This window comes from Peribacillus sp. NPDC097895 (genome assembly GCF_050277555.1).
GTDB lineage: Bacteria > Bacillota > Bacilli > Bacillales > DSM-1321 > Peribacillus.
The window spans coordinates 2,016,858-2,038,396 of sequence record NZ_JBNNSH010000001.1; the positions used below are offsets into that span (position 1 = coordinate 2,016,858).

19 protein-coding genes and 1 pseudogene are annotated in these 21,539 nt (G+C 38.6%); 19 read left to right on the top strand and 1 reads right to left on the bottom strand.

All coding sequences use genetic code 11. The annotated features are described in order from the left end of the window. Positions 1–5 precede the first annotated feature (5 nt). From ACQKMH_RS09650 to ACQKMH_RS09675, 6 genes are all read left to right on the top strand, one after another. Entirely contained in the window at positions 6–1,382 is a 1,377-nt protein-coding gene (locus ACQKMH_RS09650; protein ID WP_427587167.1) for a sigma-54-dependent transcriptional regulator, read from the top strand. Positions 1,383–1,553: 171 nt separating this feature from the next. Next, on the top strand, positions 1,554–2,561 hold the full coding sequence (locus ACQKMH_RS09655) for a TAXI family TRAP transporter solute-binding subunit (RefSeq protein WP_427587168.1): 1,008 nt from the start codon (positions 1,554–1,556) through the stop codon (positions 2,559–2,561). Positions 2,562–2,580: 19 nt separating this feature from the next. Beyond that, positions 2,581–3,681, top strand: a complete 1,101-nt coding sequence (locus tag ACQKMH_RS09660) for an ABC transporter substrate-binding protein (protein WP_427587169.1) — start codon at positions 2,581–2,583, stop codon at positions 3,679–3,681. An 82-nt stretch (positions 3,682–3,763) separates the two neighbouring features. Next, a complete protein-coding gene (locus ACQKMH_RS09665; protein WP_427587559.1) occupies positions 3,764–4,861 on the top strand; it encodes an ABC transporter ATP-binding protein in 1,098 nt (365 codons plus the stop codon). Further along, positions 4,825–5,769, top strand: coding sequence for an ABC transporter permease (locus tag ACQKMH_RS09670; protein ID WP_427587170.1), 945 nt, complete (start codon positions 4,825–4,827; stop codon positions 5,767–5,769). The genes ACQKMH_RS09665 and ACQKMH_RS09670 overlap by 37 nt, the downstream gene beginning before the upstream one ends. Further along, positions 5,769–6,575: an ABC transporter permease gene (locus ACQKMH_RS09675; RefSeq protein ID WP_427587560.1), complete on the top strand. Its 807-nt coding sequence runs from the start codon at positions 5,769–5,771 to the stop codon at positions 6,573–6,575. Before ACQKMH_RS09670 ends, ACQKMH_RS09675 begins: the two co-directional genes overlap by 1 nt. A gap of 35 nt (positions 6,576–6,610) precedes the next feature. On the opposite strand, the gene ACQKMH_RS09680 is transcribed toward ACQKMH_RS09675, so the two are convergent. Then, positions 6,611–7,249, bottom strand: a complete 639-nt coding sequence (locus tag ACQKMH_RS09680; protein WP_427587171.1) for a hypothetical protein — start codon at positions 7,247–7,249, stop codon at positions 6,611–6,613. A gap of 116 nt (positions 7,250–7,365) precedes the next feature. On the opposite strand from ACQKMH_RS09680, the gene ACQKMH_RS09685 reads away from it, so the two are divergent. The 13 genes and pseudogenes from ACQKMH_RS09685 (at position 7,366) to ACQKMH_RS09745 (ending at position 21,539) form a co-directional block, all read left to right on the top strand. Continuing rightward, the gene (locus ACQKMH_RS09685) at positions 7,366–8,697 is read left to right on the top strand and encodes an FAD-binding oxidoreductase (RefSeq protein WP_427587173.1); all 1,332 of its coding nucleotides are present in this window, start codon (positions 7,366–7,368) and stop codon (positions 8,695–8,697) included. Then, positions 8,589–8,876: pseudogene (locus ACQKMH_RS09690) on the top strand (heterodisulfide reductase-related iron-sulfur binding cluster); the annotation flags it as partial. The gene ACQKMH_RS09685 and the pseudogene ACQKMH_RS09690, both read left to right, overlap by 109 nt. Before the next feature lie 351 nt (positions 8,877–9,227). Continuing rightward, positions 9,228–9,683, top strand: coding sequence for a HEAT repeat domain-containing protein (locus ACQKMH_RS09695; RefSeq protein ID WP_427587174.1), 456 nt, complete (start codon positions 9,228–9,230; stop codon positions 9,681–9,683). 398 nt (positions 9,684–10,081) lie between these two features. Further along, on the top strand, positions 10,082–12,403 hold the full coding sequence (locus ACQKMH_RS09700; RefSeq protein ID WP_427587175.1) for a xanthine dehydrogenase family protein molybdopterin-binding subunit: 2,322 nt from the start codon (positions 10,082–10,084) through the stop codon (positions 12,401–12,403). Next, positions 12,403–13,245: an FAD binding domain-containing protein gene (locus ACQKMH_RS09705; RefSeq protein ID WP_427587176.1), complete on the top strand. Its 843-nt coding sequence runs from the start codon at positions 12,403–12,405 to the stop codon at positions 13,243–13,245. The genes ACQKMH_RS09700 and ACQKMH_RS09705 overlap by 1 nt, the downstream gene beginning before the upstream one ends. Continuing rightward, positions 13,238–13,714: a (2Fe-2S)-binding protein gene (locus ACQKMH_RS09710; protein ID WP_427587177.1), complete on the top strand. Its 477-nt coding sequence runs from the start codon at positions 13,238–13,240 to the stop codon at positions 13,712–13,714. Before ACQKMH_RS09705 ends, ACQKMH_RS09710 begins: the two co-directional genes overlap by 8 nt. Before the next feature lie 62 nt (positions 13,715–13,776). Beyond that, a complete protein-coding gene (locus ACQKMH_RS09715) occupies positions 13,777–14,232 on the top strand; it encodes a hypothetical protein (protein ID WP_427587178.1) in 456 nt (151 codons plus the stop codon). Positions 14,233–14,874: 642 nt separating this feature from the next. Then, positions 14,875–15,696 (top strand): alpha/beta fold hydrolase, encoded by an 822-nt coding sequence (locus tag ACQKMH_RS09720; protein ID WP_427587179.1) that lies wholly within the window; start codon positions 14,875–14,877, stop codon positions 15,694–15,696. 339 nt (positions 15,697–16,035) lie between these two features. Continuing rightward, a complete protein-coding gene (locus ACQKMH_RS09725) occupies positions 16,036–16,866 on the top strand; it encodes a methyltransferase domain-containing protein (RefSeq protein WP_427587180.1) in 831 nt (276 codons plus the stop codon). A 449-nt stretch (positions 16,867–17,315) separates the two neighbouring features. After that, positions 17,316–17,996 (top strand): GntR family transcriptional regulator, encoded by a 681-nt coding sequence (locus ACQKMH_RS09730; protein WP_427587181.1) that lies wholly within the window; start codon positions 17,316–17,318, stop codon positions 17,994–17,996. Next, positions 17,983–18,912 carry a DMT family transporter gene (locus tag ACQKMH_RS09735; RefSeq protein ID WP_427587182.1) on the top strand — a complete coding sequence of 310 codons (930 nt, stop codon included), beginning with the start codon at positions 17,983–17,985 and terminating at the stop codon, positions 18,910–18,912. Before ACQKMH_RS09730 ends, ACQKMH_RS09735 begins: the two co-directional genes overlap by 14 nt. A gap of 310 nt (positions 18,913–19,222) precedes the next feature. Then, on the top strand, positions 19,223–19,942 hold the full coding sequence (locus ACQKMH_RS09740; RefSeq protein ID WP_427587183.1) for a MurR/RpiR family transcriptional regulator: 720 nt from the start codon (positions 19,223–19,225) through the stop codon (positions 19,940–19,942). A 127-nt stretch (positions 19,943–20,069) separates the two neighbouring features. After that, positions 20,070–21,539, top strand: coding sequence for a glycoside hydrolase family 1 protein (locus ACQKMH_RS09745; protein ID WP_427587184.1), 1,470 nt, complete (start codon positions 20,070–20,072; stop codon positions 21,537–21,539).

Genomic DNA, 21,539 nt, shown 5'->3' on the forward strand with positions numbered 1-21,539 from the left:
GTACTATGAAGATACATGTATTAGTGATCGATGATGAACCAGCTATTTGCACCGCTCTTAGCTTTGCATTGGAAGATTCTTATCAAGTCGTGACAACAACGGACCCGGGAGAAGGTCTTCGAAAAATCGAAAATCACTATTTTGATATTGTTTTGCTTGATCTACGAATTGGAAATATTAGCGGACTTGATATTCTTCAGAAAATCAAAAAAATAGCGCCTAACGTGACAGTCATCATGATGACTGCCTATTCATCCATTGAAACTTCGATCGAGGCCATAAAAAAAGGGGCCTACTATTATATTGAAAAACCCATCAATATAGAAGAACTTTCGCTGCTCTTGATGAGGGCTGCTGAATTCAAACAGATGTCCAATCAATTGGAGACACTTCATGAAGAATTGGAGATGCAAAGGGGGGGTGGGAACTTTCTTGGTAACAGCAAGGCTATGCACCGTATTTTTTCAATGATCGAAAGGGTGAAGGATATTGATTCAAGTGTCCTTATCACTGGTGAAAGTGGAACCGGAAAGGAGCTAGTGGCCCGGAACATCCATACGCTAGGAAGAAGGAAAAACAAACCCATGCAGATTGTCAATTGTGCTGCAATTCCGGAGATGCTGCTGGAATCCGAATTGTTCGGTTATGAAAAGGGAGCGTTTTCCGGTGCAACTCAAAGGAAGGAAGGGAAATTCGTTGCTGCGAATGGAGGCATTCTTTTTCTGGATGAGATTAGTGAAATGCCCCTTCCCCTTCAAGCCAAATTATTACGGGTGTTGCAGGAACGGGAAGTGACGCCCCTAGGCTCCAATACAAAAATATCACTGGATGTCCGTATTATAAGCGCAGCCAATAAAAACCTGGAACAAATGGTGATGGACGGGGAATTTAGGGAGGATTTGTATTTCAGGTTAAATGTCATTCCCATTCCCATGCCGCCATTAAGAGATAGAAAAGAAGATTTACCCATTCTAATGGATTATTTTTTGAAAAAACATGCTAAGGAAATGAATCGGGAAGACAAGACATTCTCAGCAAGCGCACGACGGATTTTGCTGGAGTATTATTACCCTGGGAATGTCCGTGAGCTTGGTAACATTATAGAATATGCGGTTGCTCTATCAAACTCGAAAATCATGGAAGATAGCGACTTGCCACAATATGTTCAAGAACAGAAGTTTATCTTTCAGCCGGATAGCCTTGACGAGGATGCAAACAGTTTTAGGATCCCCCTTGGCATCTCAATGAAAGAAATAGAGGAAAAAGTCATAACGGCCACTCTTCAATACTGTAAAAACCATCGGCAAAAAACAGCTCAAATTCTAAAAATTTCTGAAAGAAGCCTTCGCGATAAAATAAAGCTCATTTCAAAAGGAGAATAAAAGGCAAAAAAGATGTTTAGTATGAATCGGCATTTTTTTCTGGAAAACCGGCAAAAATTGCCGGTTTTTAACCGTGTACCATACAATAATTCGGCAAGATTTGCGTTTTAGGGCATTTTATCTATTTGGCATAGTACTTGCATTTTAATTCATTAAGAAAGGAGGGCCACTATGAAATATGGAGCACTCTTTATAAAAGTCGCTTTGTTATTTTGCTTTATAACAGGATGTACTTTTATGAATGAGCAGCAGGAAATATCTAAACCTGCTACTACCTTGATTCAGAGACAATTAACTTCAGAAGGACAGGGTTTAAATAATAGGATGCTAATCATTGCAACCGGAGATATGTCAGGTGTTTATTTTTCATTAGGACAAAAATTGTCATACATGTATGAAAAATATAACGGAGCCGTGTCGGGGACAAGAATCACCGATGCTTCCATCGAAAATACCGAGTTGGTAAGCCGGCATCGAGCAGAAATTGGTTTTACCACAGTAGATGTACTGGATTTGCCTGAAACCGATAAATCAAAGTTACGTGCTTTAACGGCCCTATATTCCAACTATGTTCAAATTGTTACTACTAAACAAAGTAATATTGATTCCTTAAAAGATTTAGTTGGGAAACGCATTAGTGTTGGTACGACCGGAAGCGGTACAAGGCTGATTGCAGAACGAATCCTTTTAGAAACGGATTTACCGCCTGATCAATTGAATTTATCCTATCTTTCTTTTTCTCAATCTGCAGAAGCATTGCGAAATGGTACCATTGATGCGGCTTTCTTCTCTTCTGGCATTCCGAATAATGATATCGCTTACATGTCCAAACAAACGGAACTCTCATTTATTCCAATTCCGGAAGACATCATCGAACGCCTTCAGAAACAATATGGCGTCTACACTCATAATGAAATTCCCAGTAATACATATAAGGGGATGAAAAAAAGTGTCAAAACGATTTCAATTAAAAATGTTTTGGTAACCTACGATGAAATGTCTGACCTGCATGCTTACAATCTTGTGAAAACATTTTATGAACATTTGCCTGAGCTACAGGATACACATCCGGCAGCTTCTGATATTTCAATTAATGAAGCAACCAAACAAGTTCCACTCGATTTTCATACAGGAGCCATGAATTATTTTACCGAACAAGGAATTATTGAAAATCAATGAAAAATGGGAGGTAATGACAATGAAGAAAGTATTAAGTCTTTTATCGATAATCGTATTGATTGCCCTTGCTGGATGTGGGAATCCCACTCCGCAAAAGCCAGGGGAAACAGCACAAACAAGTGCAGGTGAAAAAGGAGAGAAAAAAATAACGATCGCAGGTAACGGCGGAGTCATAGAAAGAACGATTCGAGATGAGATTGCACCAAAGTTCGAAGAAGAAACGGGTATCAAGGTTAATTATATTTCCGGTTTATCAGGTGAAATCCTTTCTAAAGTTGAATTACAAAAGAACGCTCCACAAATAGATATCGCCTTTTTTGTACCGGTTGATGTAATACGTGCCAAGGAGAAGGATCTGATTGTGCCAGTTGATGAATCAAATGTGCCAAATATGAAATCCGTCGACCCACGATTCACTGCGATTGAAAAGGCTGCTGCTCCTGTATTCGGCTTAGTCATTGCACCAGGATATAATACGGATACCTTTAAAAAGAAAGGATTAAAACCGATTGAATCATGGAATGATCTTATTTCTCCAGATTATGAGGGGAAAACGGCATTTTCAGATATTACGAATGACTGGGGTTTCAATACACTTAATGGTTTAGCGATTTCAAACGGGGGCAGCACGGAGGACATGGAACCAGGTCTTGAAAAAGCAAAGGATCTTGCAGGTTATTCCAATACTTTTTATAAAAACTCAACGCAAATGATGCCGGCCATTCAACAGGGAGCCGCTGATGTAACGGTCATGGGAAGTTACTCCATAGGTGAACTAGCCGTTTCAGGAGTTCCGATTAAAATGGCTGTCCCTAAAGAAGGTGTGCCGCTTCAAGCTTTCAGCGCGGGGCTTGTGAAAAATACGCCTAATAGTGAAGAAGCTCTTGAATTCATGAACTATTTAATAAGTGAAAAAGCACAAGCATTAATTTCCGAAAAAGGATTTTATCCTACGGTAGAAGGGATGAAAATCGCAGAAAAATATGAAGAGTCAATTGGACTTAAAGAAAGTGATAAAACATTCAAACCTGATTTTGCCAAGTTTGCCGAAATTCGTGCAGAGGTTTCCGACAGATGGGCGAAAGAGGTTACTCCTGAATTAGGAAAAAAACTAAAATAAAAAGGAGCGTGTTGATCACATGGAAGTATTAAAAAAAGACGTGGAAATCAAAAGGCATCACCTGGAGTCAGTCCCCCCGAGTGTGTCGAAAAAAAATGATGTGGAGATAAAGGGCGCGTTTAAACAATTTGGATCGAATGTTGTACTGAATGGCATTGATTTGGAAGTGAAACAAGGAGAGTTACTCACTCTTCTTGGCCCTTCCGGGTGCGGAAAATCCACAACCTTGAACCTCATTGCAGGATTCCTCGATGCCGATCGGGGCGAAGTCCATATTAAAGGAAATAATGTTACAAAAGTTCCGCCTTATAAAAGAGATTTAGGAATGGTTTTTCAAACATATTCACTTTTTCCTCATATGACTGTTTATGAAAATCTTAGTTTTGGCTTGAAGCTGCGCAAGGTTGGTAAAGCTGAACAAAAAAAGAAGATAAGTAAAGCACTTGAATTAGTTAAAATGTCTGGATTGGAGAATCGTTATCCAAGGGAATTATCAGGAGGTCAGCGCCAGCGTGTTGCGATTTCCAGGGCACTTGTAGTTGAACCTGAGCTCCTGTTGCTTGATGAACCCCTTTCAAACCTTGACGCCAAATTACGTCATGAACTGAGAGCTGAAATAAAGCGTTTACAAAAAGAAATTGGCGTAACGACCATTTTTGTAACCCATGATCAAGAAGAAGCTCTTTCCATGTCAGATCGAGTAGTTGTCATGAATGCAGGGAAAATTGAACAAATCAGTACTCCCACTGATATTTACAATCATCCCAAGACAGAATTCGTCTTTCAATTCATCGGTAAATCGAATTGTTTTGAAGGGAAAGTGTCAGCAGTGGATAAGAGGACAATTTCAGTCAAGATAGGTTCTGACATTTCTCATGTCGACGCGGATAATATCATGGGGAATGACAATGACTTGAAAACAGGGGATGAGGTGAAGATTTATATAAGACCAGAAAAACTGAAAATTGTTTCTGCTGAAGAAACCTCTTTATCACCTATTGATTTCCATCGTGCTAATATCAGCCAAATTAACTATCTTGGTACCTCATGGGAAATCAATGTTTTTTTACAAGGGAAAAGCATACAAGTATTAACCACTGACATCGATTCATCATGGAAAAATGGAAGTGAGGTGTTTATCGGATGGAGCCCATCAGAAGTTATGCTAGTCAAGAAATAAAACAGGAAACGAATCCGATTGAGCCGCAAAAGGAACCAAAATTAAAGAAAAGGAAAGTCTGGGTACCGGGATTACTCCTATTAACGCCAATCTTACTATTTATATTTGGTTTCTTTGTCATACCGATGCTATACATTTTATATTTAAGCTTCATATCCACAGATAATCTTGGAGCGAATGATGCTGTATATAGCATCAAAAACTACACCCAATTATTTTCCGATAGCTACTACCTATCATCCTTATGGTTGACTGTAAAAATCAGTTTATATTCGGTCTTGGTTGCTTTATTTTTAGGGTATCCGGTTGCTTTGACCATGGCAAAAAGTTCAGCTCGGATCAGAGGATATATCACTCTCTTGATCGTGTCACCCCTTTTGGTAAGTATAGTGGTCCGCAATTTTGGCTGGTACCTCTTGCTATTGCCTAACGGGACGATCAATCAAACCTTGATGTCCTTAGGGATAATAAATGCGCCATTGAAACTATTATTTTCGGAAATCGGAGTTGTGATTGGGCTTTCCAATGCCTATCTGCCCTTTATGATCTTATCCATCGTTGCCAGCTTGTATAATATTGATCCTTCCCTGGACAAGGCAGGAGCCATACTGGGGGCTAGCCCGTTCAGAAGGTTCTTTTCCATTACATTGCCTTTAAGTATCCCAGGTATCGTATCTGGTTGCATTCTTGTATTTAGTTTGTCAATGAGTGCTTATGTTACACCAGCACTGATGGGGGGAGCCAATGTACCAGTTATGCCTGTTGTCATATATGATCAAATAAATAACCTGCTTCACTGGACATTTGGATCTGCCCTTTCTTATATTCTATTAGCAACAACTGTCATTTCGGTTGCCATCTTTACTAGAGTATTTGAAAAAGGGAAATTCAAGGAGGTATTCCGATGATGAAAACGTTTGGTAGCCTTCGGATTGCCCTAGCCGTGTTGGCAATAATCTATATCTTGATACCGCTCATTGTGGTTATTCCCGCTTCTTTTACAAGTGCCAATTATCCAAGTTTTCCGGCTGACGGCTTCTCGTTGCAGTGGTATAGCAAAATCTTGGAGCGTCCTGAATTTTTGGAAGCATTTTTGAACAGTGCGAAGTTCGCCGCATTGGCTGCTCTTTTCTCCGTCATTTTCGGTACGCTGGGAGCTCTTGGCATCGCAAAATATGATATACCAGGAAAGTCATATATTACCGCCCTTTTAACTTCACCATTAAGTGTGCCGCAATTAGTTTTAGGAATTGCACTCTTAATGTATTTTACACCGATGATGCTCGCCGGTACGTCTACTGGTTTCTTAATTGCCCATATCGTCATATGTATCCCATATGTAATGCGGCTCGTACTAACCGGTTTAAGCGGTTTTGATTACAATCTTGAACGTGCAGCGGCTATACTGGGAGCTAACCCATTGACTGTATTCATGAAAGTGACGCTGCCTTTGATTGGGTCAGCAGCTATCTCAGGGGGGTTATTCGCATTTTTGACATCATTTGATAACGTAACGGTCTCTCTCTTTATGGTATCACCTGAAATGCGAACCCTGCCAATTGAGATTTTCTCGCAAATGCAGGATGCCTACAATCCGATCGTTGCTTCCGTATCAAGCGTGGTTATCTTCATATCAGTGCTACTAATCGTCATTCTTGAAAAAATTCAAGGTGTTGGAAAAGTTTTTGGTGGTTCTCATCATACGAACGGATAAAAAGTAATGTACCAATCAATCATATGAATATGTCATTAATACTCTTCATTCAAATGATCTAGACATCTTTTAGCTGCCAACAGTGGGGCCGTTAGGATCGGGACAGAAGGATTAACCTGCTTTGCGATATGCTCCATGCTATATTGGGAAAGCACAATCACTTCTGTCTTTCCATCCAATTGTTCCACCATCTTTATAACGCGGGCGTCATGTTCTTTCTTTTTTCCATGTGATAATAAGTGAATGATACCGGGATCCACCAATGATTGGATCATACAGTCTGGATTCTTGTTCAATAAGTAGTTTTGAAGGGCGATCGGTGTTTCTTTTACGGTTGAAACCAAGCCAATCTTCGTATAACGTAGTGCTTCGTCAAGCATAGCCTCATCTGAACGAAATAATTTTACAGTATAAAGAGGTTGTAAAATGGTAGTAACGTCATTAAAGGCAGAGCAAGTCAGTTGGATGCATGAAACACCGGAATCATAGGCTAAATTCACTAATGCAGAAAAGCGGTGAATGATGTCTGGAGTTAACTTGCCGCTTTTTTCCATCAAGGCGAGAAGGCTCGTATCCATGAAATGAAGGAGTTCAATGGTTGGAGCAACTTCCTGAAATGCCCTTTCAATTGGTTTTAGTGCTGTTGTGGTTGCGTGAATCAGTGCGATTTTCAATAAAAACCCTCCTACTCTTTTCACCATTATATCTAGCAAAACATTGAAATGCCATTATATTACATGTGAATGAAGTTTCCATAATATCTGTTCAGTCATGAAAGGAAGTGTGTAGCATGGAGAAAGAGGTCCTAGACTACCTTAGCCGCGTAATTCCAGGTGATAGAATATTCCTTGACCTGGCAGAAAGGTATTGTTATAGCTATGACGCTTCTTTTGGTGAATATTTACCACAAATCGTTATACAGCCAAAAAACGCGAAAGAAATCAGTGAAGTAGTGAAGTTGGCTAATATACACAAAATACCTGTTTACCCTCGGGGTTCCGGGACATCGCTAAGTGGCGGTCCCTTACCTGTTAAAGGAGGGATGGTTCTTGATATGACCCTTTTACGAGATAAATTGATTATTGATCGCGAAAATATGCTTGCCATTGTTTCTCCAGGCGTGATAACTGCAAATATCCATAAAAAAGCCGAGGAAGCTGGTTTGTTCTACCCACCAGATCCAAGCAGTTCAAATGTTGCCACAATAGGAGGGAATCTATTAGAAAACTCCAGCGGACCTAAGGGATTAAAATATGGAACGACAAAAGAATATGTTATTGGGTTAGAGGTGGTCACACCCACAGGAGAAATTATACGTACTGGCGGAAAGACCGTGAAAAATGTAACAGGGTACGATTTGACCCGTTTAATTGTAGGATCAGAAGGCACCTTGGGCATTGTGACAGAAGCCATCATTCGCTTAATCCCGAAACCGCAATCTAAAAATACATTTGTCGCCCACTTCAATCATTTGATAGACTCCGGCCATGCCATAACCAGCATATTATCGTCAGGAATTTTACCATCAGCCTTGGAATTAATGGATAATGCTTGTATCCGTGCTGTTGAAAGCTATCGGCCTTCAGGTTTGCCTCTCCATGCACAAGCCATTCTGATCATTGAAATAGATGGTCACCCTTTGGCCATTGAGGAAGAAATCAATAAATGTGCCGATTTATGCAGGGCTGAGGGTGCTTCCTACGTCAAAATCGCGGAAACGGAGGAAGAACGGCAAACCATTTGGAGTGCGCGAAAATTGGTTTCACCGGCGATTACACAAATGGGTCCTACAAAGATTTCTGAAGATGCGACAGTCCCACGCAGTCAAATTCCGGCGATGATGGAGAGATTGAACCAAATCCGGGAGAAATACGAGTTGAACTTGGTTGTTTTCGGTCATGCAGGTGATGGGAATTGGGGCCACTCCCCTTTACTGAAGAATGGCAAGGCATTGTTTCTTATCAAGATTCCTGTCATTTACGCAATGTTCAAAAGGTACAACAAGAACCGCGTTCCTTGCTGCAATCCATACCGGGAATTTCCTATGTGGAAATGGAAGGGTACGATCGTTGCTGTGCATCAGGAGGCATCTACAACCTTCTCCATTTTGATGAATCCATGAAAATCCTTGATGAAAAAATGAAGAACCTAAAAGAAACAAAAGCCACGACCGTTGTTACCATTAACCCTGGCTGCCAAATGCAAATGAGCATTGGCATTCAAAGGGAGGGCGCAGCAGCAAATCAAATTAAAAGCATGCATCTTGTTGAAATCCTAGCCAAGGCTTGCGGCTTGGATTGAAAAAGAGATTTTGAAAAAAGAAACGTCAGTATTTCCTGCTTCATTGGAGGAATTGCTGACGTTTTTATTTCTTCATTAAATCTTTCGGTATTAACCATAAATTAGATGGCTATAGGCGTAAAAGGTTATGCTGCCATGTCTGGGAGAACAATGAGGCAGAACATATATACGGAAACAAGGGGAAATCTTGTAGATTAAGTGTAAAAAGCGACATGTTAATAAGAAATATAACTATATTAAGATATGGAAAAGGGTATAATAAGTAAAGTACTAATTCATTATTGGTAGGGGATATTTGTAGGATCGGAAATAATTCCGTCACTATCCCGATTCATAAAGACAGAAGGAGAAATGATTCATTTGAATACTAAAGAAACAAAAGCTATCGAGTTACCTGCAAATTATGAGGAATTGAAAAAATCCGCCAATCGTAAATCCAATTGGAGAGAACGTTTAGATGCGATAGAAGAATTAGGTCAATCGAAAAATAAACAAGTAATCGATGTTTTAACACATATCATGAATAGTGATGCTGTCTATAAAGTTCAAGAAGCCGCCTACCGTCATCTGAAAAGATTAGGTGAAGATGTTCAGCTACCTGCTAGAAAAAAAGGCGAGTTGGTGAAAGGATTAACCAAAATCTTAGTACGGATCAAGAAAAGTTTACCAGAAAATCACACGTATTCTGATTTCAAAGAGAAATTGCAAAAGATGAGAATGGATATATATGATGCCTATGAAGGTGAAAAAGGAGCAGACTTTGATAAGTGGCTTGAAAACACTTGGTCTGATTTATCGAAAAGATAAACGTTCATCCACTAAAAGATAAATATGTCATATTTGATGTGGGAGCAAGATTTTTGCTCCTTTTTCTTATGTTTACCTATAAATTTATAAAATGGAAATACACCACTTACACCTATTCTATTACACTCCAAATGGGACATCCCCTACATACAAAAATTAAATGACTAAGTGTCTATAAAATGCAATCCAATAAAAACCATATTTTCTACCGCTTATTTCTTACTTAAACACATTTTCTTTATAACTCATCATAAAGTTATTGGAGAAGAGATAAGTGGGGAAACTTGTTCCTTTTTATGAGGAAAAATGGTTTGTTGATATTGAAAATATGAAAAAATACTTATTTTGGTAAAACGAAATAAATAACAATAAAATAATATTGATAACGAGGAGATTATATGGATATTATCGGAAAAGGAGTAATTCGTAAAGATGCATGGGATAAGGTCACGGGGCAAGCGATTTACACTGGGGACCATAACGAAACAAAAATACTCCATGTTAAAAAGGTAATTAGTCCTTATGCACATGCACATATCAAAAATATAGACAAAACGAAGGCTCAAAAAATTGCTGGTGTTCGAGCTATTATTACTGGTGGGAATTTACCGTTAACAGGCGAAGAAATTAGAGATCGGTACCCTATAGCTCAAGATAAAATCCGCTATCATGGAGAAGTTGTCGCACTTGTTGTTGCTGAAACACCGAAACAAGCAAAAATGGCTGCAGACGCCATTCAAGTGATTTATGATCTTTTACCTGTTATCAATTCACCAAGATCAGCCTTACACCCTAATTCTCCGATACTCCACCCAGATTTAAAAACCTATAAAAAAATATCCGAGGTATTTCCCGAGCCAGGGACAAATATAGCAAATCGAACAAAAATTAGGAAAGGAAATAAAAAAACAGGGTGGCAAGAGAGTGAAATCATTATTGAAGAGAAGTTTTCTTTTTCCCCTTCTGATCATGCAGCCATGGAAACAAGATGTTCTTTAGCAGAAATTCACTCAGACGGTAAGGTCGTTATCACTTCATCTTCTCAAGCACCATTCATGATTAAGCGTTTGATTAGTGATTACTTTGGTGTGGAAATCGGCAACGTCATCGTAAACACTCCACTTGTTGGAGGTGGATTCGGAGGCAAAGCCTCAGTGCAGCTTGAACTATTAGCCTATATCGCGTCAAAAGCCGTTAATGGAAGACTAGTAAAAGTTGAAAATAGTCGCGAAGAGGATATTTTGACATCACCTTGTCATATCGGACTAGACGCTTCTGTGAAATTAGGCTGTACACAATCTGGTTTGTTAAAGATGGCTGAAATGACGTATTTATGGGATGGTGGAGCATATGCCGACAAGGCAACTGACCTAAGTCGTGCTGGAGCAGTTGATTGCACGGGACCTTACCATATTGAAAATATTTGGTGTGATTCACTTTGTATGTATACCAATCATCCATACGCTTCGCCTTATCGTGGCTTTGCGCATTCAGAAGTATTATTTGCCTTTGAGCGGACTATGGATTCTCTTTCAAAAAAGCTCGGAATAGATCCACTTGAACTTCGCGAAATGAATGCCATACTCCCTGGGGATTCCACCCCAACGCAAGTTCAATTAAATTCTAGCTCGGTAGGTAATCTCCCTAAATGTATACAGGTGCTAAAGAAGAAAATGAATTGGGAAGAGGGCCAGTTAGTTAAAGTAAACGACAATAAAATAAGGGCAAAAGGGGTTGCTTGTATATGGAAGACTTCTACTATTGATACCAACGCTGGATCTGGTGTCATTTTAACTTTTAATCCTGATGGAAGTGTAAACCTTCTATCAGGATTAGTAGAAATTGGTACTGGAACGAAAACGGTATTGGCACAGATTGTTTCAGATATATTAAAGCTCGGTATTGATCGGGTTAAAGTTCAGATGGAAGTTAATACGCAAAATACTCCAGAACATTGGAAAACTGTCGCAAGCCGTGGGACATTCATGGCGGGGAGAGCAGCGATTCAGGCTGCTGAAGATGCGCTTTTACAATTAAAGAAACTTGCATCCAGTGTGTTAAGAGTTCCCGCCTCTGACATCGTCCTTGGTCATGAGAAGGTCTATGTCAGAGGGGAACCAAATATGGAGATTCCTTTTAACCAGCTAGTATATGGGTATACATATCCTGACGGAAGTTCAGTTGGAGGTCAGATCATCGGCAGAGGGTATTATACCATTCCACACATTACAAATTTGAATCCCGATACAGGTGCAGGCAAACCTGGTCCTGAATGGACAGTTGGTGCACAAGGGGTAGAAATAGAGTATGACATAAATGAATATACGTACAAGATAATAAGGGCAGTATCAGTCATTGATGCAGGAAAGGTTTTGAATCAAAAAACTGCAGAAGGACAAATAATGGGTGCAATGAGCATGGGCTTAGCTTTTGGTGGACGTGAAACCTTCTATTTTGATCACCTGGGCAGAGTGTTGAATCCTCAATTCAGAACCTATAGACCGTTAAGATATGGAGAAAACCCTGAATATGTTTGTGAATTTGTAGATACACCACAATTAGATGCTCCATATGGCGCTAGGGGGCTTGGGGAACATGGGCTTCTTGGTATGCCAGCTGCTTTAGGTAACAGTTTATCTTTGGCTGCTGGGATTCCTTTGAACCAATTGCCGTTACTTCCTGAACTCATTTGGAGGGGGAAGAGGGGGAGAAAATCGTAATGTTACCTTATAATTTTGATTATTACAAGCCACGAACGATAAATGAAGCAATTGAACTTTATCAAGTATTGAAATCACAAGAAAGAAAACCATTGTATTATGGTGGAGGCACGGAAGTTTTAACATTAGGACGTTTGAATTATGTTTACACCGATGCCATTATTGATTTAAAGGGGATTCCCGAATGCAATGTATTTGAGTTGCAACACCAAAATCTCATCATTGGCTCAACTTTGAGTTTACGTGTAATCGAAGAAAATAAGCTGTTCCCGTTATTATCGGATACTTCAAAGGAAGTTGCTGATTATACATCAAGAAATAAAATAACTATAGGTGGAAACATATGCGGTCAAATTTTTTATAGGGAGTCTCTCCTTCCATTTTTATTATCAGATAGCACTGTCATTATTGCAGGACCAAAAGGAACAAGGAAAGAATTGATTAGTGAGGTTTTCCATAAAGTGCTACGACTTGACGAAGGAGAATTTCTAGTACAAATTGTTACAGAAAAAGAATATCTGAAAGCAAAACACATTAGTGTAAAAAAGCGGAAGCAATGGGACACGGGATATCCGCTTTTAACTGTTGCAGCTTTAAAAAAAGAAGGATTTATTCGTTTTGCATTCAGCGGGCTCTGTCCACATCCGTTTCGATCAATTCAAATGGAAAACATACTAAATGATAAGAGTTTACCTTTAAAAGAACGAGTTTTAATTTCTCTTGAACATGTGCCATCCCCCATTTTAAACGATATAGAAGGATCTAATGAATATAGATTATTTGTTTTACAAAATACCCTTTTAAATATTTTGTCATATATAGGTGGTGAAGAGCATGAATAGCCATTCTTCGGGTGGTAAACGTACCATTCAATTAGAAATAAATAAAGAACGGTATGAGAGGGATATATTGGCATCAGATACATTGCTGGATGTACTTCGAAATGAAATTGGACTGACAGGAGCGAAACCTGGATGTTTAAATGGAGATTGCGGCGCTTGTACGGTGATAATAAATAAACAACCAATGAAATCCTGTATAATGTTAGCTATTGAAGCAATTGATACAGAAATTCTTACAATTGAAGGTCTCGAGAATACCCCGATACAGAGAGCTTTCGTGGAACATTTTGCTTTTCAATGTGGGTATTGTACATCAGGATTTATAATGATTTGCACTGCTTTACTCCTCAATGACAATAAGCCTAGCCCTGAAAAGATTCAAACATGGCTTTCTTCAAATATATGTCGGTGCACTGGATATAAAGAAATTGAAGAAGCTATACATTCAGTAATAAATCCTAGAAAATAAAAAATCAAACAATTATGTGACATTTGCCCGAATATATGAATAAAATGCCTACATGGGGAGTGGTGATATTGAATGAAACCTGTGTAGTTAATTCAGAAAAAAAGGTAATTCACTCCTTTCAACGCAGTCTCGAGATTACTACAGCCATCCTATTATTAACTGGACAAATTACAATCATTGGAGTATTTGTAAGGTCAGGAAGATTTAGTCTCTCGTTAGGCGGGCCTCTTTTTGGGGGGCATCGTTTAGAAGGGAGGGACCACTCGCAAATGGGAAATCTTTTTATCGATATATTGGACATCATTTTAGCTATATTATTAATCAATGATGTCATACATGTTACAGGGACATTTGTTTCGTCCGGTGATTTCTCAATAAATGTTTCCGGTCCGATTTTTGGTTATCCTGAAGTTGTTCCGGCTTTGCCAATTGAAGATTACAATTTTTTTAATACGATTGTAAAGAAGCATTATATCGTTCCACCAGAATTATTAACTACATTAAAAGGGAATGAGTAAAAATGTCATTGACAGATATTCCTACAATTAAAAGTTCGAGAAACAATGCCTTTCTAATAGCCATTCCCATTATCATCTTCATATTTTTTTTCACTCAGCAAAAGTCCACAGATGTCTAAATTATAATAAAGGAACCTACCTAAAACCTAGAAAAGATTGGGTTAGAAACTTTGAATCATTTACGGATTCAAATGAACTAGAAACACCCGTAAGGATTAGATCATGCATTATAGAGCGGAAGTACAATTTACCAATTAACTTTGATACTTTTAGAGTAATAAAGGTTTTAATCATTTCAGAGGTAAGGACTTTTTGTGGCTTTACCTTTTTTTGTTGTGCTGTCTGATGTTATATAGGGTAGAGATGAAAGCGAATAAATTTCGGACAAAGAATTGAAGGAGTCCATATCCACGATAAATCCATTTTTGAATAAACTTTGGATAAAAATCTAAAAACACAAGCATTAAATAGCAAACTAACATAGAAATGAGAGAGGGAATTTGATAGTAATTCCATTTACACTCTCTATATAGTTATTTTATCCATAGTCTATTCTAAAGTAATCCCCATTCTAGCCAGGAACTATGACCTGGCTTAATGCTAATAAGGTTTCAAAATACTTAATTCAGGAGGTAGATAAAAGTGGAAAAGAAAAAAATGATAATAAATGGAAAGATGGTATCTTATATCGAGAAAGGCAATGTTAATGATCCCCCAGTTCTTTTATTGCACGGGGTACCTGAGTCCAGCCTTTTGTGGAAGGAAATGATTCCATGCATTGTGTCTTGTGGATTTAGAACCATTGCACCGGATCTCCCTGGATTCGGCCAAAGTGAACAGTTTGATGAATCCTCAACATGGGAACGATATGAACAGTTTGTATCGGATTTTACAGGAGAACTAAAACTAGATAAATTCCACCTTATTGTACATGACTGGGGCGGACTTATTGGACTGAAATGGGCATGTGATCATCCAGAGAGAATACTAAGTCTCTTTGTTTCAAATACAACCATATCAGTAGATTATAAGTGGCACTCTCTTGCTCAGATTTGGAGAACACCAAATGCCGGAGAGAAAATAATGAAGCGCATGTCAGATGATCCCCAAGCTCAAACTGAATTGAAGAAAACGATTCCGAACATAGTTGACGAAATTCTGGAAGACTTCTTTCGTGTCTTTAGAACACCCGAATCTTGTAAAGTCATCTTAGATTTATACCGTTCCGGAAATATAGAAAAGGTAAAATCGTACAATCAAAAACTAAATCAGATCAAAATACCTGTCACAATAATTTGGGGAGAGATGGATCCTTATATACCTTTTGAGTTTGCCTACAAGCTCCAGAGAGAAGGTTTCCCACATGCACAGGTTCACATTATTCAAAACGCCGGGCATTTTATCCAAATCGAAGTGCCTGATAAAGTGAATTCTTATATCCAACAGCATTTTAAAAAAGTGTAAACCTTTTATAAGATAGATAGAATGGGAGAAGCGGATGAAACGTCAGTATTCCCCTTTTCGATTAATGTTAACAAAACTTTATTGATAATCTTATTGTATTATTAAAAAGAGTACCTATAAAATAGAGAAATAGAAAGCCCTAAAGCAGTGAGTCTTTGGACAAAACGCTGCAAGTAGTTGAGTATGACCAATTCTAATATGTTGAGAGATCATAATATAAAAAGGCTTTGTTCATTATCAGGAGCTGATTTGCAGCTCTTTTTCTTTTGCAACTATGGGGTATGAATAGTTTAAGAAAAAATTATTATACATAAATTATATAATTTGAGGAGCGCGCGGATGAAAACTGATAATTTTGATTATATCGAACTTTGGAAACAGGCAATGGCAGATCATACAGGGAAGATACCTAACAGGCTAAAAGACGATGCAGCAGAAGAAGCTTTTTGGTCTTCCAAGGTGGCAGAGAAAAAACAACATAAAGCGGATCCTTATGCAAAACATGTACAGCAAGAGTTATTGGCATTATTAAAACAGGATGATCATGTTTTGGAAATCGGCCCTGGATGGGGCAATTATACATTCGATATTGCAAAAGAAGTCAAGAAGTTAACTTGTATAGATAGCTCCAAAAGCATTATCAGTTTTTTGGAATCCCAGGCGAACGAAAAAGGTTTCGAAAACATGGAATTGATTCATGATAAGTGGGAAAGTGATACCAAAAGAGACAGATATGATGTAGTATTTGGTTTTAATTGTTATTACCGTATGACAGAAATCGGTCAAACCTTATTAAAAATGAATGAGTCAGCAACCCGTTTAGTTATCGTCGGTATGACAACTGGACCAGAAAAACCTCATTATATGGAATTGAAGCAACGAGGATACACGATCAATTTAAGAAAGAGGGATTACATACACATCTTGAATGTTTTATATCAACTTGGAATACTGGCGGACTGTAAGATCGTTAAATTGAAAAGTAAAAAAGTCTATTCCACCTATGAAGAAATGATTCGCGATAATACAACAAAAATTCTCGATGAACATTTTTCCTATGATGAAGTAAAAACGATTCTAAATAAATATGTGGTGGAAAAAGAAGGAGTTTTCGAATACGAATATCCGTTTCATGCCGCTTTGATGTATTGGAATCCGAAGGGTAATTGAATATCTTGGTACCTTTTTCCCGAATACTTTTTCCTCATTTTGAGGAACTTAAGGAAAAAGGTATTTTTATTTTAGTTTTTCGCAAAATATACTAATAAGTCTACAAAAAATGATGAGAAAACGGAGTGTGAATGATACATGAAAGAAATTACCGAAAAGAGATTTTGTGAAACGTGTAAAAAAGAGACAGTTCATACGGTAAGTGAAGATGCTTTTGAAATAGAATATTCCTGTAATGAGTGCAGTCAGCACCAAGAGATTTTCAAGACATTTTTTTAGAAAAATGTCTTTTTTTCTAGTTAAAGTGATAAGAGCACAAATTAATATGTAGAGATATCATTTGAAAAAATTGTACAGAGTTAAAATTTCTAAATTTATTTCCACGCCGTGTAATATGTGATATATTGCATATTACAAGGTAAATCATAATAGTAAGGGGGACATCGTCGTTGGTACATTCAACACAAAAAATCAATCGCACTTCTGTACGTGAAGAAGCTTATACAATTTTAATGGATTGGATTGTTCAAGGTACTCTCCTGCCAGGTCAACAATTACGTGATAAAGAATTAGCGGAACAATTAGGAGTTAGCCGTACCCCTATTAGAGAAGCACTGCTAAGGCTCGAAGATGAGGGATTTGTAGAAACTAAGCCGAGCCGTTCAACAATTGTGTCCCCTATTCGGTTCGATGAGATATTAAACGTCTATTCCATAGTATGGACACTTGAGAAGTTAGCCATGGAACAAGTTTTTGAAATCATTGAAGAAAAGCATATACATGAGTTGGAAGTCATCAATCAGCAGCTGAAAAAAGCAATGAACGAAGAAAATCAAAGTACTGCAGTACAGAAAGATGATGAATTTCATTCCATTTACATCAATCTTTCGAAAAATGATGAATTGAAGCGGATTCTTTCAGGGCTAAAACGAAAACTTATACGAATTGAACTGTTTTATTTTAATCAAGTACGTAATGTTCACCTTTCAATTGATGAGCATGATCAGATCATACAGGCATTAAGGCAGAGCAATCTCCCTTTGGTGCTTGAAACGATAGAAAAGAATTGGAAAGAAAGTTTTTATAGAATTCAATCGCAGCAGGAGGATAAGAAAAATGGGGAAGAATAATATGTTAATCGATCCTCTAGTTTTATCGTCTTCAAGGAATAAAGGGATTGCTTTAGTCCTTACAGGCGCAGTATTATGGGGGGTATCGGGAACTGCGGCCCAGTATTTATTTCAACGCCAAGGATTCAGTCCTGAGTGGCTCACGGTTGTTCGCTTATTGCTCTCCGGCGTCATCTTATTGGGGCTTGCATATAAAAAGGAAAAACAACAAGTTTGGGGAATTTGGAAAGCTAAAACCGATCGCTTTCAAATCATCCTTTTTGCAATTCTGGGTATGCTTTCTGTCCAATACACATATTTCGCAGCAATCGAACATGGCAATGCAGCTACTGCCACTGTTCTTCAATACTTAGCACCCGCCATAATCACATGTTATATAGCATTTCGTTTAAAACGTTTTCCAACCAGTACTGTTAGTATTGCTGTGATAATAGCGATTCTAGGCACTTTTTTGCTTGTAACAGGAGGCAGTGTCCGAGCACTTTCCATATCGGGGTGGGCGGTGTTTTGGGGAATTACATCAGCTTTTTCACTGGCTTTCTATACATTGCAACCATATAAACTGCTTTCAAAATGGGGTTCCATGATTGTTGTGGGATGGGGCATGTTAATTGGCGGCATTGCTTTTAGTTTCATTCATCCTCCATGGGCATTTGAAGGAAATTGGACGATTTCTTCCCTTTTTGCCGTTCTGTTCATCATCATTTTCGGGACGATCATCGCCTTTTATTTTTATTTGGAAAGTACAAAATACATCTCTGCTTCCGAGGTTAGTTTATTTGCATCGGTGGAGCCATTATCAGCTACATTTATTTCCGTTATCTGGCTAAATGTTACATTCGGTTTAGCCGAGTGGCTTGGTACACTTTGCATTATTATCACCATTACGGTTTTATCGTTAGTAAGAAACAAATAAAACTGGTTTTCAAATAGGCAGAGTGTATAAATTTGTAAAGCTAAATCAATCTAATAAACTTCAAATCTAGTTAAAATGAAATTATTATAGCTATCCACTCCGTTTTTTATCAAAGCAATTTCACATCATGTGAATTGCTTTTTTTGTATCGTTGATTAACTTCGCAAATTCAGCAGAACCATCCCTCCAAATAAACTATGAATTCACAGTAATAAAAGGAGAAATGGCATAGGAATCGAAATATAGATACGAGTATGGAAAATGAAAATGAGACTTTGGTCGTTAACTGACACTCAAAAGGAGTTTTTTTATGTTTACTAGAGAAGCCATTGCATCTTTTAATGAATTGGAATGTTCGCTGTATGGGTATATTACCAAAAATGCAGAAAAGGTCACATATATGAGGATAAGGGAGCTTGCAGATGAGACGCATGTTTCTACCTCTACCATCCTTCGTTTTTGCAGAAAGGTTGATTGCGCTGGTTACTCGGAATTTAAAGTGAAACTTAAGATATATATTAGTGAGAAGCAACATGTCAAGCTTAAGAGTACCCAGCATTCTCTGTCGGAATTTGTAGAGCGGACGTTAAAGGGAAGCTTCGAATCATATATCCAAGAAACGGCGAGGTTGATTGCCAAAGCAGAGAGTGTCATATTTCTCGGTATAGGGAGCTCGGGTATTATGGCTGAATATGGATCTCGATACGTTTCCAGTCTTGGGAAATCCTCCTTATATATTAAAGATCCTTTCTTTCCAATCCATTCGAAGTATTCCAGTAACAGTGTAACGATTGCCTTGAGCGTATCTGGAGAAACATCCGAAATCATAGAACTTATCAAATGTTTAAAAGAAGAGGGAAGCACCATTGTCAGCATAACCAATAATAAAGTCAGTACCATTGCAAGGATTTCCGATTTGAATATTTCTTATTTCGTGACAGAGGAATACAGTGGTAAATCGAATATAACCACGCAAATTCCAGTCGTGTATCTTTTAGAGGCGATTGCAAAAGAAATATACAAAAAATAGATTATTAGAAACATCCTGTTTCTTTTATGTAACAGGTGACAACTGACGACACAAAAAACAGAAAACGGGAATGGTATTTACCTCAATCGTGAAAGCGAATACAATTTCTTTAAGGAGAGGTGAGATAATGATTCATCGTAAGCGCGAACAATTCCCAGATGACTTTCTATGGGGCTCTGCATCAGCAGCATACCAAGTGGAAGGAGCATGGAATGAGGATGGTAAGGGTCCTTCCGTCTGGGATATTTACACCAAATTGGATGGAACGACTTATGAAGGTACGAACGGTGAAGTGGCGGTTGACCATTTTCACCGATACCGGGAAGACATTGCCTTAATGGCAGAAATGGGATTGAAGGCATATCGTTTTTCTGTAGCCTGGAGCCGGATTTATCCTGAAGGAAAAGGGAAAATCAATGAAGCGGGGCTAAGATTTTACGATGATTTGATTGATTACCTGCTAGAACACGGCATTGAACCCATTTTAACGATTTACCACTGGGATGTTCCTCAAGCATTAATGGAGGAATATGGGGCATGGGAATCGAGGGAGATCATCCATGACTTCAACGAATATTGCATAACGCTGTTCAAACGGTACGGAGGGCGGGTTAAGTACTGGGTCACTTTGAATGAGCAGAATGTATTTATCGGACTGGGATACCGCACTGGATTGCATCCACCGGGTGTAAAAGATCCAAGAAGGATGTATGAAGCCAATCATATTGCAAACCTGGCAAATGCGAAAGCCATACAATCGTTCAGAAGATTTGTACCTGACGGCAAGATTGGACCAAGCTTTGCCTATGGACCGACATATCCATATACTTGTGCCCCAGATAATATCCTTGCTTTTGAAAATGCCGAGGATCTCAATAACCATTGGTGGCTTGATGTTTATTGCTGGGGAACCTATCCCAAGATAAGCATGAAGTATCTAGAAAGAAAGGGTCTGGCTCCGACAATCCTGGAGGGAGATATGGAGCTTCTTGCCTTCGGAAGGCCTGACTTTATCGGAGTCAATTACTATCGAACGGGAACGGTGGAAATGAATTCGCTTGACGGCATTGAGCTTGGAGCCATGAATACGACTGGAAAGAAAGGCACATCAGAGGAAAGCGGAATACCTGGTCTATTCAAGTCTAAGAGAAATCCGCACTTAGATGCAACGAACTGGGACTGGGAAATTGATCCGACAGGCCTTCGCATCGGTCTTCGCAGATTGACCAGCAGATATAGGCTCCCGATCCTCATTACCGAAAATGGATTAGGTGAATATGACACACTCCTTGAAGGGGACGTGGTGAATGATGATTACCGTATTCAGTATTTGAAGAGTCATGCTGAGGCCTGTCAAGACGCCATCAGTGATGGAGTGGATCTCATTGGATATTGCACTTGGTCGTTCACGGATATTCTAAGCTGGCTGAATGGTTACAAGAAACGCTATGGTTTCGTTTATGTGAACAGGGATGAGCATAGTGAAAAAGATCTCCGGCGTATAAAGAAAAAAAGTTATTACTGGTATAAAGAGTTAATAGAAACAAACGGGAATAATTTACAGAATATTCAAACTACTTTTCAAGAGGAGGAATAA

What these genes read in the sequence shown, in the direction of transcription:
- ACQKMH_RS09735 (WP_427587182.1), top strand. Translation starts at nt 17,983, where the DNA reads ATGGGGAAGAATAATATGTTAATCGATCCTCTAGTTTTATCGTCTTCA.
- ACQKMH_RS09675 (WP_427587560.1), top strand. Translation starts at nt 5,769, where the DNA reads ATGAAAACGTTTGGTAGCCTTCGGATTGCCCTAGCCGTGTTGGCAATA.
- ACQKMH_RS09705 (WP_427587176.1), top strand. Translation starts at nt 12,403, where the DNA reads ATGTTACCTTATAATTTTGATTATTACAAGCCACGAACGATAAATGAA.
- ACQKMH_RS09660 (WP_427587169.1), top strand. Translation starts at nt 2,581, where the DNA reads ATGAAGAAAGTATTAAGTCTTTTATCGATAATCGTATTGATTGCCCTT.
- ACQKMH_RS09650 (WP_427587167.1), top strand. Translation starts at nt 6, where the DNA reads ATGAAGATACATGTATTAGTGATCGATGATGAACCAGCTATTTGCACC.
- ACQKMH_RS09740 (WP_427587183.1), top strand. Translation starts at nt 19,223, where the DNA reads ATGTTTACTAGAGAAGCCATTGCATCTTTTAATGAATTGGAATGTTCG.
- ACQKMH_RS09745 (WP_427587184.1), top strand. Translation starts at nt 20,070, where the DNA reads ATGATTCATCGTAAGCGCGAACAATTCCCAGATGACTTTCTATGGGGC.
- ACQKMH_RS09710 (WP_427587177.1), top strand. Translation starts at nt 13,238, where the DNA reads ATGAATAGCCATTCTTCGGGTGGTAAACGTACCATTCAATTAGAAATA.
- ACQKMH_RS09655 (WP_427587168.1), top strand. Translation starts at nt 1,554, where the DNA reads ATGAAATATGGAGCACTCTTTATAAAAGTCGCTTTGTTATTTTGCTTT.
- ACQKMH_RS09700 (WP_427587175.1), top strand. Translation starts at nt 10,082, where the DNA reads ATGGATATTATCGGAAAAGGAGTAATTCGTAAAGATGCATGGGATAAG.
- ACQKMH_RS09670 (WP_427587170.1), top strand. Translation starts at nt 4,825, where the DNA reads ATGGAGCCCATCAGAAGTTATGCTAGTCAAGAAATAAAACAGGAAACG.
- ACQKMH_RS09695 (WP_427587174.1), top strand. Translation starts at nt 9,228, where the DNA reads ATGATTCATTTGAATACTAAAGAAACAAAAGCTATCGAGTTACCTGCA.
- ACQKMH_RS09685 (WP_427587173.1), top strand. Translation starts at nt 7,366, where the DNA reads ATGGAGAAAGAGGTCCTAGACTACCTTAGCCGCGTAATTCCAGGTGAT.
- ACQKMH_RS09725 (WP_427587180.1), top strand. Translation starts at nt 16,036, where the DNA reads ATGAAAACTGATAATTTTGATTATATCGAACTTTGGAAACAGGCAATG.